The sequence below is a fragment of the Paenibacillus sp. DCT19 genome (genome assembly GCF_003268635.1).
In the GTDB taxonomy this organism is placed as follows: Bacteria; Bacillota; Bacilli; order Paenibacillales; family Paenibacillaceae; genus Paenibacillus.
Genome location: NZ_CP029639.1, coordinates 2,750,409 through 2,765,422 on the forward strand (window position 1 = coordinate 2,750,409; position 15,014 = coordinate 2,765,422).

Annotated in this window: 13 protein-coding genes and 1 pseudogene; 8 read left to right on the top strand and 6 right to left on the bottom strand. The window is 45.0% G+C overall.

The genetic code is table 11. The features are described from left to right. Positions 1 to 172 precede the first annotated feature (172 nt). The gene (locus DMB88_RS12510; RefSeq protein ID WP_128101624.1) at positions 173 to 1,027 is read left to right on the top strand and encodes a chemotaxis protein; all 855 of its coding nucleotides are present in this window, start codon (positions 173 to 175) and stop codon (positions 1,025 to 1,027) included. A gap of 26 nt (positions 1,028 to 1,053) precedes the next feature. Next, positions 1,054 to 1,320, top strand: a complete 267-nt coding sequence (locus DMB88_RS12515) for a YkgJ family cysteine cluster protein (protein WP_128101625.1) — start codon at positions 1,054 to 1,056, stop codon at positions 1,318 to 1,320. Between the two features lie 181 nt (positions 1,321 to 1,501). Here the strand turns inward: DMB88_RS12515 and DMB88_RS12520 are convergent, their stop codons facing one another. From DMB88_RS12520 to DMB88_RS12530, 3 genes are all read right to left on the bottom strand, one after another. Then, a complete protein-coding gene (locus tag DMB88_RS12520; RefSeq protein WP_251382371.1) occupies positions 1,502 to 2,596 on the bottom strand; it encodes an AbrB family transcriptional regulator in 1,095 nt (364 codons plus the stop codon). 166 nt (positions 2,597 to 2,762) lie between these two features. Further along, positions 2,763 to 4,079 (bottom strand): MFS transporter, encoded by a 1,317-nt coding sequence (locus DMB88_RS12525; RefSeq protein ID WP_128101626.1) that lies wholly within the window; start codon positions 4,077 to 4,079, stop codon positions 2,763 to 2,765. A gap of 90 nt (positions 4,080 to 4,169) precedes the next feature. Next, complete coding sequence (locus tag DMB88_RS12530) at positions 4,170 to 4,859, bottom strand: O-methyltransferase (RefSeq protein WP_128101627.1); 690 nt, start codon at positions 4,857 to 4,859, stop codon at positions 4,170 to 4,172. 128 nt (positions 4,860 to 4,987) lie between these two features. On the opposite strand from DMB88_RS12530, the gene DMB88_RS12535 reads away from it, so the two are divergent. Then, positions 4,988 to 5,890, top strand: a complete 903-nt coding sequence (locus DMB88_RS12535) for a LysR family transcriptional regulator (protein ID WP_128101628.1) — start codon at positions 4,988 to 4,990, stop codon at positions 5,888 to 5,890. 8 nt (positions 5,891 to 5,898) lie between these two features. On the opposite strand, the gene DMB88_RS12540 is transcribed toward DMB88_RS12535, so the two are convergent. Both DMB88_RS12540 and DMB88_RS12545 read right to left on the bottom strand, forming a co-directional pair. Further along, complete coding sequence (locus tag DMB88_RS12540; protein WP_128101629.1) at positions 5,899 to 6,621, bottom strand: YoaK family protein; 723 nt, start codon at positions 6,619 to 6,621, stop codon at positions 5,899 to 5,901. Between the two features lie 83 nt (positions 6,622 to 6,704). Next, on the bottom strand, positions 6,705 to 7,517 hold the full coding sequence (locus DMB88_RS12545) for an alpha/beta hydrolase family protein (protein ID WP_254438546.1): 813 nt from the start codon (positions 7,515 to 7,517) through the stop codon (positions 6,705 to 6,707). A 306-nt stretch (positions 7,518 to 7,823) separates the two neighbouring features. Between DMB88_RS12545 and DMB88_RS12550 the strand changes: the two genes are divergently transcribed. Next, on the top strand, positions 7,824 to 8,570 hold the full coding sequence (locus DMB88_RS12550) for a GTP pyrophosphokinase (protein ID WP_128104422.1): 747 nt from the start codon (positions 7,824 to 7,826) through the stop codon (positions 8,568 to 8,570). Positions 8,571 to 8,574: 4 nt separating this feature from the next. Beyond that, entirely contained in the window at positions 8,575 to 9,807 is a 1,233-nt protein-coding gene (locus DMB88_RS12555) for a multidrug effflux MFS transporter (RefSeq protein WP_128101631.1), read from the top strand. 115 nt (positions 9,808 to 9,922) lie between these two features. Here DMB88_RS12555 and DMB88_RS12560 read toward each other — a convergent pair whose 3' ends face one another. After that, positions 9,923 to 10,546, bottom strand: coding sequence for a hypothetical protein (locus DMB88_RS12560; RefSeq protein ID WP_128101632.1), 624 nt, complete (start codon positions 10,544 to 10,546; stop codon positions 9,923 to 9,925). Between the two features lie 272 nt (positions 10,547 to 10,818). On the opposite strand from DMB88_RS12560, the gene DMB88_RS12565 reads away from it, so the two are divergent. The 3 genes and pseudogenes from DMB88_RS12565 (at position 10,819) to DMB88_RS12575 (ending at position 14,941) form a co-directional block, all read left to right on the top strand. Then, positions 10,819 to 11,814 carry an ABC transporter substrate-binding protein gene (locus tag DMB88_RS12565; RefSeq protein WP_254438547.1) on the top strand — a complete coding sequence of 332 codons (996 nt, stop codon included), beginning with the start codon at positions 10,819 to 10,821 and terminating at the stop codon, positions 11,812 to 11,814. Between the two features lie 166 nt (positions 11,815 to 11,980). Continuing rightward, a pseudogene (locus tag DMB88_RS12570) lies at positions 11,981 to 12,596 on the top strand (flavin reductase family protein). A gap of 179 nt (positions 12,597 to 12,775) precedes the next feature. Then, the gene (locus DMB88_RS12575) at positions 12,776 to 14,941 is read left to right on the top strand and encodes an MMPL family transporter (RefSeq protein ID WP_164848687.1); all 2,166 of its coding nucleotides are present in this window, start codon (positions 12,776 to 12,778) and stop codon (positions 14,939 to 14,941) included. Positions 14,942 to 15,014 lie beyond the last annotated feature (73 nt).

The following is a 15,014-nucleotide window of genomic DNA, read 5'->3' on the forward strand; positions in this document are numbered from 1 at the left end:
GAAGGGAAGCTCATATGATGGGCTTCCTTTTTATTTGGATTTAACTCTTAGCAAATAAAATATTTTAATAAAAATTTAAAGGTTATATTACGTTAAATTAGTATCGTTGATCCAAATTTCCTTTATAATCGTCTTAGTTCAGGTAATGTGAGAGGGATGAAGGAGGGGAGCCATGACACGCATTGCGGTAATGATCATTCATGGACTTGGTAGGCAAAAAGAAGACTATGCGGATCAGCTTATCTTACGATTGCAGCATGAATTCGATCAGGTCATGGTCATGCCGGGAGCAGCCAAGCAGTATCTCGATATTGAGCCTGTATATTGGGCTGATGTATTTGAAGAGAGGGAAGAAGAACTGTTCCAGCAGCTTGTAGTTTCAACTCAACTGAATTACCAGGTGCTGCGCCGATTCGTCATCCATTATCTCGCTGATGCTGTTGCTTATCAACCTGTGGAACAGCAAGGACACCATTATGATGCTGTACACCGTACACTAAGCGAAGCCATGCACAGCCTTTCTCATCGTAACGGACCAGAGACACCTCTTTGCGTGCTGGCTCATAGTTTGGGGGCGGTCATTGCGAGTAATTTCTTTTATGATCTTCAATATCCCTCCAGTCGAACGCCTTATATAACAGATGTTACATCGGCTTTGGAGCGGGGAGATACCTTAACTAGCTTTTATTCGTTTGGAACGACACTGCCACTATGGAGTTTACGTTATCATGATTTTAGTCAACCCATTCAGGTTCCTGCGAAACTGGCTCAACAGTTTTTTCCGGGAATTGAAGGAGAGTGGGTTAACTTTTATGGTAAGGATGATATACTTGGTTATCCCTTGCGTCCGATCGATCCGGCCTATGAAGTGGCCGTGAAGGAAGATATCGAAATTAACTCAGGTAACTGGATACAGAGCTGGAATCCGCTCAGCCATGGTGGTTATTTTGATAATAAAACCATGAATCATAGAATAGCCCAGGGACTGGCTCGAATGTGGACCTGGGTGAATCGTGAGTCACCATAAGACTTAGAATTGAAGGAGACATTATTTTGGAATGCAGAACAGGTTGTGCCGCATGTTGTATTGCCATATCGATATCTTCACCGATCCCTGGAATGAAGAATGGCAAGCCGGCGGGTGTACGTTGCGTACAACTCACGGAAGATAATCGATGCAGTATTTTTGGACATCCAGACCGTCCTGATGTGTGTAGTGGATTACAGGCTTCATTAGATATGTGCGGCAGAACAGATCAAGAAGCTTTTCGTATCCTTAGCTGGCTCGAACAGGAAACGAGTCCGAACCCTCAAAACTAAGGGATACACATTATAGCCTATAGCTCGTATCTGAATAACTCATAACTGATCCGAATCCATGTAGCTTTTTAAGAAAAAATTGAATCATCAAGAGTACCTCTGGTCAGATGCCGGGGTACTCTTTGGTGTGAGATGAATGGTCTCATTTAATTGGATGATCGTGAACATGACTCTGATTGCCTTATTTTTGTCTCAGTAATCGAGTGAGGATGATCTTTAGAACAGAAGAGACGATGAAGAAAATAAACAAAATCCGGAACAACTGATATCCCGATACGACCGAGAGATTGGCGTTTACCTCATGAGCCATAATACTCATCTGATCCATACCTCCGGGTGCCATACTAAGTAGGGAAGTAGCGGCCGATAGGGAGTACACATGCATGAGGATATAACCTAGCCCAAGAGAGCCAGCAATGAGAAGTACACTACTTAACAGAGCAAGTGTGACCGTTTGAGTTTTGCGCTGTAGCTGCTCTGGTCGAAGCATCAAACCGACATGACTTCCAATCATCAACTGCGATAGATTGAGGACTGAAGAGGGCAGTGCAGGTGTATGCCACGACGTGGTCAATTGAATCACACACATCACAATCATCGGCCCAAGCATAAACGCAGTGGGGAAACGTAGTTTACGTGCGACCCAAGCCCCCATGACACATAGCGGAGCATAGATCCATATTTCCGGGAATAACGCTGTCCATAAGGCACTTGTCCCCTGCACAGGATCTGTTCCTGCAACACTCGCTCCACCAACCCATGGACTGAACAGCAGAAAAGGAACACAGAACACAATCATAATCAACCGAGTCACCTGCAAAAAGGTAACCAGAGTCAGATTAATGGATTTCATCTCCTCAGCTAAAGAAACCATCTGGGACAATCCACCGGGTATACTCCCAACAAGCAAAGACGGAAAGTCAAACGGAGTAAGCTTCGAAGCGAGATAGGCCGTTAATGTACAGAATCCGATGAGCAGTAGAGTCATGAGCAGCATCATAGGAAGCTGATGCAGTATTCCTTGTAATGCATCTTCAGTAAGGGTTAGGCCGATCGAATAACCAACAATCAGAATTCCGTAATCGCGTACGCTTGAAGGCCACATTAACGGGAGCTTAAGCACCTGTGCACCAAGAAGCATAAACACCATTGGCCCTAGTAGCCAGGGGATTGGCGTGTGGATCGCAGTGAACACGATACCTCCCAGTACGGAGACGCTTAAACTGAGCAAAAAACGAAAAACAACGGAGGGACTATGCTTATGCATCAATCCCATCCGTTCCATTTCCTTATATTTGTTGGCACAAGCCCTATACGTAAGTCGGTATATAGGTTTAAGTTGCAAAGTTGTTTCATGTAAGATCACTCCTGATGATAGGCGCTTATTTTGCTTCAAGGAATCTCCGACTCTTCAACTAATCTCATTCTACCTTACTAGCATATCAATGAGTTGTCACTTGTGCAGCAGGTTTGGCTTCCCTAAACATCACATAGTACATCAGGGACGAAATAACATACAGGCTGCCTGTGATACTGAACGTGATCGCATAACCCCAGTACGTTCCATAGGTAGTCACCAGATAAGATTGTACAGGACCCATGGTAGCCCAACCGATCATGAAGGCCGTCTGCATTAATGAGTTCGCAATCCCACGTCGCTTATCAGAGATTTTATCAACCAGAATAGCGGAGTGAATCGGATTAGCCGCATTCATCAGTGCCTGCCTAAACAGGAAGCTGATGGAGGCGATCACCAGCAGATTCGTGAATCCGGTAAGCAATAGGAACGGCAAGGACATGATCTGGAAAATGACGACAGCTCGAACGCTCCCCACCTTTGCAGCAAGCGTTGGCCCTATAAGCATCGAGACAATGGTCATGATCTGACCTAAGGAGATGAGTAGACTCATCCCGCTGAGAGAAACAGAAAAGCGATTCGTAAAGTATAGATTCAGATAGGGTACGACAAGACCAGAACCGAATCCAATCAATAATTGAGTGATAACAAACTGACCGATCAGTCGGGAATCCTTCTTCTTGAGCTGGACATCAGACTCACGTACTACCCCAGAGGATACTGAGATAACTCCTTCAACGCTTTGCTTCAATTGAGCAGTTGCAGGAACTGATTGGTTTCCTTGGGATGTAGCTGAATGATCATTGATAAACAATAAAGGAATAAATGCGGCTAGCGTAGCCACGCCTCCAATAATTAACACCGTTTGTAAACCTGTGACCACAGCGAATCCTGCTGAATGAAGCAGATCAGCAAATACGCCGCCTCCCAGACTTCCTAGCACCTGAGATGCAAGAACAAGTGAGGAGTAATAACTGAACATTTTCAAGCGCTGACTCTTCTTCACATTTTCAGCCAGGAAAGGGATCGCGAGCACTTGGAATACCCCGGCAAAAAGTCCAGAGAACACGGCAAACCAGATTAATCCACTGGCAGAATAGTCGAACGAGCGACCAATTAAGAACACTCCGCTGAACAATGCTCCGACGATGAGCAACCGTTTACGGCTGAAGCGATCACCGCCGAGTCCTATAGGCACGAACATAATCGCGGTTGCTAGCGATTGGATACTGACGATCTGACCATTCATGGTGTCGTTGTAGCCAAGACCTTGAATGTACAGATTATACAGGACAGAGAACATGCCATTACCGATCTGATACAGAATACTAGCTAGAAAAAAAAGTTGGATATTGCGGGACCAACCCCGAATTTCCGAAACGATCTGTCTTAGAACTTTCAAGTGGTTTCCCCCAGTCGATGCTGTGCAGTGTTACCAGTTTAACAGGAATGGGGAAATTTCGGAACAATTGACCACTGTTTATTTTTTGCTCTATGACAAAACGCGTGCAAGCATGAATCCATCGTACCCTTTGCTGCCTACCGTTTGCAGCGCAGTTGCTTCAAGTTTAGGATGGTTTGCAACCATATCTAGGAAGGTGCGCACACCCTTGACTCTCTCATCTGTGCTGTTTGGATTGACCACTTCACCATCTCGGACAATATTGTCGCCAATGATAAGACTTCCAGGACGTGCTAAGCGTAGAGCCCATCGGAGATAATCAGGATTGCTTGGTTTGTCAGCATCAATGAAGATGAAGTCGAAGGGTTCACGGTACTCTTCTTGTATGTCCGGGAGAGTGGTGAGGGCTGCTCCGACGCGTAGATCGACTTTATCCATAAGCCCTGCATGGCTCAGATTATGACGAGCAATCTCCGCATGATGTGGATCGGCTTCAAGAGTCACAATTCTACCTTGCTCAGGTAAGGCACGCGCCATCCAGATCGTACTGTAACCGCCCAGTGTTCCAATTTCGAGGACGCGAGTTGCTCCATGAATCTGAAGCAGGAGTTGCAGAAATTTACCCTGATTCGGTGTGACATCATGAGCAGGTAATCCCTCAGCGGCATTGTGATGTAAGGCTTGCTCCAGTAATGGATCGGCGGGAATCAATCGTTCGTTCAGATATTGGTCTACTTGAGTCCAGGTGTGTTGTAAGGATGAAGAATTCAAATTGTTCATTAAGCATGTTCCTTTCCGGATAGAGGTTTTGGGATTTCTTAATTCCACTATACGGCTTGCAGGATTATAAATAAAAATATATATTATATTAAAGTATAAATTTTAGTTATGTTTAGAAAGGGGTTCATATGAATCTACACGGACTAAGGTTATTTCATGCTATTGTGCGATATGGTGGGGTGACACGAGCTGCGGAAGAACTTAATATTAGTCAGCCGGCCGTTTCATCACAGGTGAAAAAGTTTGAACGAGAGCTGAACATTCAGTTATTTGTCTCGGAGGGCAGAAGACTTGTTCTTACGGATGCGGGTGCACAGCTTATCAGTTATGCAGAGCGCTTATTTATGCTGGAACAAGAAGTAGAGCATTTTGTGGAGGATTTTCGGGCAGGTAAGAAAGGGATGATCCGGATTACAGCTACATATCTCCCGGCTAATTTTCTGCTTCCAGCATGGATTGCTCGATTCAAGCAGGTGCATGAAGAAGTTGAGGTCGTGGTGAATACAACGAATACACGGATGGCATTTGATCATTTGCTTCGATATGAAGCAGAAATTGCGGTATACGGTGGAAGTGGGATCACACATAACGGGGTTGACTGGGACGAGCTGTTTGAGGATGAAATGTGGTTTGTCGTTCATCCAAAGCATCCATTTGCAGGACAGGAGGTAGAGTTAAGAGATATGATGGCAGAGCCATTCATTATGCGTGAAGAGGGAAGTGTAACCAGAGATCGGCTCGTATCACTCTGTACAACCAATAATTTGCCTGCGCCTCGGATCGCTCTTCAATTCAATGGGCTGAATGAAACAATTAGTGCAGTAAAAGCAGGATATGGAGCCAATTTTATCTCTTCGCTGGTTGTGAAGCAGGATGTTCGCGAAGGCAGACTGGCACGGGTATTCGTCCAGCATGAGCAATTGAAGAATACACTCGCGGTATGTACACGAGCAGGGGAAGTATTGTCACCCGCTGCTCGAAAATTGGTTGAACTAATGAAGCAGGAAGCTTCCAACATGCAATCTAGTTGACTGACTTCTTAACTACCGCTTGCTGTATCTCGTACATTGCTGAATTGAGTCCGAGCATACAAGGTGATGCCTCCAACGAGCAGAACAGGAATCCAGACAGAGACAAGTGGCCAGTGTTGGAACAGAAGTGCGGCAGCAATGATACCAACCAAATAAATGAGAACCGCACCAGCACGTAGGTATACATCACCAGATAGTGATTTAAATAACGATTTGGCAGAGGTGTGTCTCATTCTGTACATAATGCTTACGGTATCTTCCACAACAGCGGCGAGATTATTCGTTAGAACGGTTGTGGATATGCCAGCAATGCCGATCCGGCGAGCTGCTGTAGTTTGCATTCCCATCGCCGCTGCTAAGACGAGAATCAATAGATACGTGAGTTGTTCTGCATAGGGACTGATCATGGCGACAGCAAAAAAGAGCAGTAAGCTGCTCTCAACAACAAATACAGTTGTAATTCGCTTCGTCCAGCCACTTTCGCTTCGTCCCCATCCAATCATGCGAGCTGCTATTGCATTTCCGATGATAAATCCGATAAGTGCGATTAACGAACGGAGTACAACAAACTCCTGAGCGCGAGCAATAGCAATACCCAGCAGAACGATGTTGCCCGTCATATTTGCGGTTAGTACATGACCTAAGGCTAAGTAGCCAATGAGATCGACCATACCAGCAGCCATGCAAAGAAGGAGCAATGCGTACTTTTGGAGGGTTACTTGATGGTGCATGTGACTTTCATCCTTTCACGAAAAAGCTACCCCTCTAGTATACAGTAACATTTACACGAATGAATACCGTAGTTAAGATTCGATCATGACCGTGTGCCGAGCCAATCAAACATATGGCTGATCGCGGTCTGTTGAACTGCACCGTGAAAATGATGATTTTCTCCTCCATAAGCATGAAACGTAACATCCGCACCTTTGCGTTTTAATTCGTTATACATACGTGTACCATGACTGTACTTCACCTGTGTATCGGCGGTTCCATGCATGATCAGGACGGGGCAGTGAAGCTCCGTAACTTTGAAGAGTGGCGAACGGGCAGTGTACGCTTCAGGAGCGCGCTGCGGAGAATGGCCGAGAATCCTTTTCAATGTTCTTCTCAGATCGGTACGTTCCAGATAGGTTTGAGCCACATCAGCAACACCGCTCCATAATACGAGTTTGTGAACACCATGAGGCTGTTTATTGTAAGTCGCTGCTGCGTGCACAGCATTGATCGCCCCTCTAGAGAAACCCATGACAGAGATCCGTGACGGATCGGCAAAAGGCAACCCATGCACCAACTGATAAGCGGACACAACATCTTGCAGATCACTACCGCCATACTCATCACGTCCTTCCCCACCTTCATTGCCGCGATATGCAGGGGCGAACACGATATATCCGTAGTTAACAAATTGTTCGATCCAAGACGTATTAACCCCGCCATAGTTACCAAGTCCACCTCGGCAGTAGATCAGCACTGGCCATAATGCTTTTTGTTCGGAATGCATTGGTTTCAATAGACCTTTGGAATAACGGCTAGCCAGTGCCGTAAGTTTTACAGGTTGGAGCGTGGAGGATAAGGTTGGCGAGGCTGGTAGACTATCAACATCTGCTGGTACAGAGAAGGAAGACAACGAACAGCCATCTGGAAGACCGAGATATGCTTTGACACGATAAGAATCAGAAGAATAAGTAACGTGATAGAGCAGCAGAATCGCTCCCTTTCTTCGAGAGTGTCCTTCTATGAAATAGTGGATTGGGCTTAGCATATGTCAAAATAAAGATCTCATCCGTCTTCTTCCTTAGGACGCCATCGATAGAAATTCGTTTATTGGCTCCAGATGATTTATAATGAATACAAAGACATGCGGATGAACCCATGTTATCTTCACATTTCATAAATTTACTCTAGTGTCCACGGAGAAAGGAAGAACATAATGATGAACGCACCACATCCAATTGATCAATTCAAGAAATTTAAATATGAGATTACGCGATTTATGATGATTTATAAATTTGCACTTGATCAGATGGAAACGAAGATTGAAGTGCTTAAGGAAGAATTCCAGTCTTTGCATGATTACAGCCCTATTGAACATACCAAATCAAGATTGAAATCGCCTGAAAGTATTATGAATAAGATGTTCCGCAAAAATCATGAATTAACCTTCGAAAGTATTAAGAAAAACATTAAGGATATTGCAGGAGTTCGCATCACCTGCTCGTTTATTTCCGATATTTATCGCATTAAGGATATGCTCTGTAATCAAAGTGATCTACGTGTTCTAGAAGTGAAGGATTATATTCAAAATCCGAAACCTAACGGTTACCAGAGCCTGCACTTGTTGGTGGATGTGCCTGTGTACATGTCCAATGGGGAAGAGCGAGCTTGCGTGGAAATTCAGATTCGTACGATTGCTATGGATTTCTGGGCCAGTCTGGAGCATAAGATCTTCTACAAATACAACAAGGATGTTCCAGAGCATCTGACAAGAGAGCTGAAGAGTGCTGCGGATTCTGCGAATGCGCTTGATCAACAGATGGAGAGATTGCACCGCGAGATCCAGGAGATCAAGGATGCGGAGAATGACCGGACTGAAGAAGAGCTGCGCCGTATTATAATCAACAATCAGCAATTTACGTTGCCTAATAATTTGCTCAAGTTACTTGGAAACGGAGAGCAGTAACGTTATGCGTGCAAAATCGACATCGGCTTCATTAACCAACAATTCAACCTCGCGTATACGCATGGCACTAATTCTAGGGACATTATCGGCCTTCGGGCCGTTGTCTCTGGATATGTATCTGCCCGCACTGCCAACGCTGGCAGCAGATTTTCAATCTTCAACGTCTTATGCACAGCTGAGTCTAACTGCTTGTATGGTTGGACTTGCTCTAGGACAACTGCTCGCTGGACCATTGAGTGACATCCGAGGACGTCGCACTCCGTTGATTGCTGGATTGTTACTCTACACGATCGCCTCTATTCTTTGTTTGGTTAGCCCAACGATGGGTTCTTTTGTTGTATTACGTTTCATTCAGGGTGTTGCAGGAGCGGCAGGTATCGTGATTTCTCGTGCAGTCGTCCGAGATGTTTATGACGGACCGGAATTAACGCGATTTTTCTCACTGCTGATGTTAATTAACGGAGTAGCGCCAATTGCTGCGCCAATTATAGGTGGTCTATTACTAGAATACACGTCATGGCGAGGCGTATTTATTTTATTAAGTCTAATCGGGGTACTGACATTATTAGCTGTCATTTTTGGCTTGGGAGAAACCCTGCCAGCAGATCGAAGATCCAGTGGTGGATTGAAGCAGACACTGATCACGTTCCGCCAAATTGCGAGTAATCGTTTATTTATGGGTTATGCTCTGACTCAAGGATTAGTAGGTGCAGGTATGTTTGCGTACATATCAGGTTCACCATTTGTATTGCAGAAAATATATGGGATATCGCCACAGATGTTTAGTCTCTGCTTCGCGATTAATGGCCTCGGAATTATATTAGCTAGTCAGATTGCAGGAAGGCTTGCTGGAAAGGTATCCGAGACTCATTTGCTAATTGCTGGCTTAATCGTTGCGGGATTGGGAGGAACTTCTCTATTTATCGCAATTCTAGCGGAAGGCAACCTGATCTCAATACTCATTCCATTATTCCTAGTGGTATCGAGTGTGGGTCTTGTTAATACAGCTTCATTTGCACTAGCGATGGCTAATCAATCCAAGTCTGCGGGAAGTGCCTCCGCACTGATTGGTGTAATGACCTTTATGTTTGGAGGAATTGTGGCTCCACTTGTTGGACTAGGTGGTGAGGGAACGGCGGTCCCTATGGGGATTGTTATTCTCTGTGCTGATCTTGGGGCAGTGCTTATCTACCTCTTGATGGTTAGAAAAACAAGTAAACAGCAAGTGGCACACTGAGACATTAAGAGAAGCAACGCCCCATTCGGAGAGATCATCTCACCGGATGGGGCGTTTGTTGTTCTATGTTCTAGCGCGGATCTATAACTCCGAAGGGCGAGTCTTGAGACACGTCCTAGCAGAGGGAGAACAAAATTTGTGTGTTCAGCAAAATACCTGGGGTCTGGAATGGATAGAAGTAACCAACCACGAATCCGAACAAATTAATGGCAGGCCACATCAGATAGACATCATTGTATGTGAATACAAGAGACCAGCGATTGTAACAGAACGGGTTCAGCACGCGCTCTTCATTGTTCCGAGGTGCCGATACGCCTGATTGTGCAAATTGCACAGCTTGTGTCAGGCTTTGTGGCTGCTGCTGGATAAAGAGTGGAAGCAGGCCGGGACTGCTTTTAATTAAATTGTATAAGAAAACCATCTCTGCTGGAGGCTGACCCACTGGCCGAGGATACGCGCTCAGTAAAGTGGGGAGGTTACCTTGTGCAAGTTGGGCAGGAACGCCTGGCGCTGTACCAGGTATTCCTCCCGGAAAGTAAGGGGGCTGACCACCTGTGCCTCCACCTGGAATAAAAGGAGGCAAGCCGCCGGGAGCGCCGGGAATGCCCGGAATGCCCGGAATGCCCGGGATCGGTTGACCTGGGATGCCAGCTGGCGTACCTCCTGGGAAAATAGGTGGCAATTGAAATGAGCGATCTTCCGCACTGGTGGAATATGTGTTATATGGGTAACTCATCATCGAACATCCTTCCTGTCTGCTTAGTCTGAAATCAGCATATGAAGGCATCTGCCCATAGGTGATGAAGGATGTTAAATTTAACTTGATGTCACGCTTTAAAGGGACGACTGTGATATCAACGCTGTTGACTTCTTTTATGATAACGATTATCATTGTCGATGGATCGCGTAAAAAGTATACGTATGTATAATATGTGCTGATGTTTGGGGAAGATCGGATGCGTCCATAGTATTGCGGTTTTAGAGAGGTACATATCGAAAGGGGATAATTACGTGTTTAACAAGAACAAAAAAATGATCGTGCTACTCATCACAGTGATGATCATGTCCGTCTGGTTAGCAGCTTGCGGAGCGAAGTCTACCGACCAACAGCCTTCTACGGCAGGAGAAAATACAGCAGCAGAGTCTAAGACTCAAACAGAAGCACCGACAGAACGAACCATGACAGACGCTATGGGGCATGAAGTCAAGATTCCTGCTAATCCGGAGCGTATTATCGCTTCTTATCTAGAGGATCATTTAGTTACGCTTGGTGTTAAGCCAGTAGCTCAGTGGTCTGTAACTAAAGGGGTACAACAATACTTGCAAAAGGATCTAGAAGGGATTCCACCTATCGCATCGGATCTTCCCTTTGAAGCTGTAGTCAGCTTCAGTCCAGATCTAATTATCATTGGTACCGAGGACATGGTTGAAGGTGAGAAATATGAGCAATACAACAAAATTGCACCTACCTTTGTGCTGGGTGAAGAGGTTTATAAAGACTGGCGCAAGACGTTACTAAAAATCGGTGAAATTCTGAACAAGAGTGACGAGGCACAACAAGTGCTGGACAATTACGATCTCAAGGTAAACGAGGTTAAGGAGAAAATAAACACGGTTACAGGTGGAACCAAATCGGCTGCTGCCATTTGGTTAGTCAACGGGAAGTTCTTTATGGTTAGTGACAATGTATCCAGTGGAGAAGTTATGTACAATGAGCTTGGTTTGGCTAAACCTGAGGTCGTGAAGGAAATATCAGCTACAGCAACAGGCAACTGGTCAGCTATTTCCCTGGAGAAGCTTGCAACTATGGATGTTGATTATCTGTTCTTCGTTAACAGTGATGTGGGCACAGGGGCAGAGGCTTTGAAAGATCCGGTATGGCAGAACATACCTGCAGTGAAGAACGGTAACCTGTTCAAATTCACTCGTGAAAGTAGCTGGTTGTACAGCGGAGTTCAGGCCAACACGCAAATTATGGAAGACATCCAGAACAGCATTGTTAAATAAAAAATAAATTACGCTACGGCTATGTCAGTAGTCGAATCGAACTCTTTGGTGCAATGATGCCAAAGAGTTTTTGTTATTCCTGTACGGCGCGTTATATAATAACGGAGCAGTACATATGAGTTTTGTTTTAAATAAACGATGGAAATAGAGGAGAGGCGTTGACAGCATGTATACATTAGATCCACAGCAATTAACGGCTAAAGATAATTATAAATTCATGAGTGGCTCGGTAGTGCCACGGCCAATCGCATTTGTCACGACGTTATCGCAGGAGGGAATTGTGAATGCTGCACCGTTTAGCTTTTTCAACGTAGTCAGTTCAGATCCCCGTTGTTGTCGATTTCAATTGGTCGCAAGGCTGGTGAGATGAAGGATACTGCTCGCAATATTTTGTCAGGTAAAGAACTGGTTGTACATATCTGTGATGAGTCAATTGTAAGCGACATGAATGAAACGGCAGCAATGTTAGAGCCACATGAAAGTGAACTTGACCGCACCAACCTCACAACTGTGCCAAGTACAGTGGTTGCTGTACCGGGTATACAAGAGGCACTTATTCGAATGGAATGTACATTGCATCAGCATATTCCCATTTCCAACGATGAGGGTGCACCTGTCAGCGATCTCATGTTAGTACGGATTGTACAATATCATTTCAGTGAAAATGTGTATGATCCTGCCACGAAGTACCTTTTGATGGATAAACTGAAACCAGTCAGTCGACTGGCAGGCAATGACTATGCCAAGCTTGGGAACGATTTACAGTAATTCGACCTGTGTGAGTGGGAAATACCTTTAAGAGGAAATTGCTATAAGTGATATTAATCTGGCGGGCATCATGTGCAAATGTACATGGTTGTCCGTTTTTTCGTTGTTTGCCAAACATAAAGAGATTTCGGTCTGAATAGACTTGTACTATATTCTGTCAAGGTTTCCAATCTGATATTAGAGGAGCATGGGTATGGGGTATCGCAGCCTAACTGTGCTTGTGAGCCGTTATCCCCGGTTCATTATATGGTGCTGGCTTATTATTATTGGGATGTCTGTCACTTGGGCAATGAAATTACCCAGTGTTGTTGACGATCATGGATTGAAGTTGATGCACGGGGATGCTCATCAGGTTGAGCTAATGCTTCATGAGCAATTCAATATCCCTGTTGATCCGGTCGTGGTTGTTTTTGAGAAGAAAAAGGAAGCACCACGAGCTGAGTTCCAAGTATGGATTCAGGCTCATCTAGAACAAGCACAGCAAGTCCCCGGTGTCCATGCGATCATCTCTCCGCTTGAACTACGCGGAGCACACATGCTACGTGAAGATATAGCTTACGCGTTGCTAGAGCTGAATGCTACAACCGATCAGAAGAGTGACGTAATTCAACAATTGCACTCCGTGTTAACGGAAGATAATACAGGGACTGTTCAATTGACTGGCAAGCCTGTCGTACAGCAGGACGTAAACCGTTTGAGCTTTCGTGACCTGGAGCACGCTGAGGTGGTTGGTGTGCCACTGGCTCTAATCATTCTGTGGTTCGCCTTCAGGGGATGGAATGTCGCTCTGATCGCAGTCATGATGGGAATATCCAGCGTGGTGATTGCCATGGGAGTAACGACGCTCATAGGTCATCAGGTGGAATTGTCTAACTTTATTATCAATGTCATTCCGATGGTCGGTATGGCGCTAAGCATTGATTTTGCCCTCATTATCCTAAGCAGATATCGAGAAGAGCTAGGTAAGGTTCGAGACATGAACTCCGAAGTATATCGGAAAGTTCTTCAACGAACCATGCAAACGGCAGGTAGAGCAGTGTTATTTTCTGCTGCCTGTGTGTTTCTAGGCTTATTGGGTCTGCTCTGGATTCGATTACCTATGTTCATGAGTGTTTCACTTGGAGCAATAACCGTCTTAATCATCGCGGTGCTTCTTAATATAACGCTACTACCTGCGATTCTCTCGTTATATGCTAATCTTATTTTCAAACATATCAAAATCTCGTCATCCCAACTTTCGGATCAAGGTAGCAGCATGTGGCGTCGATGGTCAGGTGCTGTCATGAAGCGACCCATTCGGATGGTCATAATCGGAACAGTGGCTTTGTTATTATGTGTTTTACCCGTGTCTAAACTAGACATTGCCGTTCCTGATGCAACATCCCTACCTATTCAGACCGAATCACGTCAAGCGATGGAGAAGGTGCAGAGCGTATTTGGTCAGGGAGAGGTTTCATCCGTCGATCTTGTCATTGGTGGCACGGATAAGCCATTAAATAAAGCCCATTGGAACACTGCTTATTATAAATTTCAGGAGCTTCGACAAGATCCGGATGTCGTTGATATTGATTCACCTTGGAGGCAGATGAACCCTGGTGTGGTGAATTCAGTTTCAACCTTGGAAAAGCTGGGTTATGTCTCGGATCGTGCGATTCGGATGAAGGTAACTGTGAAGGGAGAACCCGGTTCAGATCAGGCAGCCGTCTGGATTGAACGGATGTATCGTCATGATGCTGTAAATGGTGTGAAGCAGGGTGTGCCCATCCATTATGGTGGAGAAGCTGTTGATCAGTATGAAATTATGAAAGAGCTTATTACTAAGCTGCCCAAAGTGATTGTTTTTGTCGTGGTATCCAACTACATGGTCATGCTGGTTGCGTTCCGATCATTAATTATTCCCATCAAAGCGATTGTAATGAATATACTAAGCCTGATCGCTTCCTTCGGCATTCTGGTCATGATATTTAACCAAGGACACTGGGGTATGGAGCCTTCGCCCATTGCTATTATGATTCCTGTTTTTATTGCTGGCTTAGTATTTGGCATATCCATGGACTATGGTGTATTTATGCTGACACGTATTCAGGAGGCATACAGGCGAACAGGAGACAGCGATTTGGCTGTGCAGGAAGGCCTTTCCTCAACAGGACGACTTATTACGTCAGCAGCAGCCATTTTACTTGCAGTGACCATTCCGTTTGCTTTTGGTGATGTAGCGGGGGTGAAGCAACTTGGAATCGGGATCACGGCTGCAGTTCTGATTGATGTCACGATTATTCGTCTATTGCTTGTTCCTGCATTAATGAAACTGATGGGCAGATGGAATTGGTGGTTTCCTGGCCAAACGAACAAGTTATAAATAGCATGAATTGGCGATAAAGGAACAATAATGTTCAACTCCCAAGCTATCATTGTGATTTATAATGTAAGCA

Coding starts and splice junctions, on each gene's coding strand:
- DMB88_RS12530 (WP_128101627.1), bottom strand. CDS start 4,859: ATGAACAATTTGAATTCTTCATCCTTACAACACACCTGGACTCAAGTA.
- DMB88_RS12575 (WP_164848687.1), top strand. CDS start 12,776: ATGGGGTATCGCAGCCTAACTGTGCTTGTGAGCCGTTATCCCCGGTTC.
- DMB88_RS12555 (WP_128101631.1), top strand. CDS start 8,575: ATGCGTGCAAAATCGACATCGGCTTCATTAACCAACAATTCAACCTCG.
- DMB88_RS12520 (WP_251382371.1), bottom strand. CDS start 2,596: ATGGGATTGATGCATAAGCATAGTCCCTCCGTTGTTTTTCGTTTTTTG.
- DMB88_RS12540 (WP_128101629.1), bottom strand. CDS start 6,621: ATGCACCATCAAGTAACCCTCCAAAAGTACGCATTGCTCCTTCTTTGC.
- DMB88_RS12535 (WP_128101628.1), top strand. CDS start 4,988: ATGAATCTACACGGACTAAGGTTATTTCATGCTATTGTGCGATATGGT.
- DMB88_RS12510 (WP_128101624.1), top strand. CDS start 173: ATGACACGCATTGCGGTAATGATCATTCATGGACTTGGTAGGCAAAAA.
- DMB88_RS12550 (WP_128104422.1), top strand. CDS start 7,824: ATGAACGCACCACATCCAATTGATCAATTCAAGAAATTTAAATATGAG.
- DMB88_RS12560 (WP_128101632.1), bottom strand. CDS start 10,546: ATGATGAGTTACCCATATAACACATATTCCACCAGTGCGGAAGATCGC.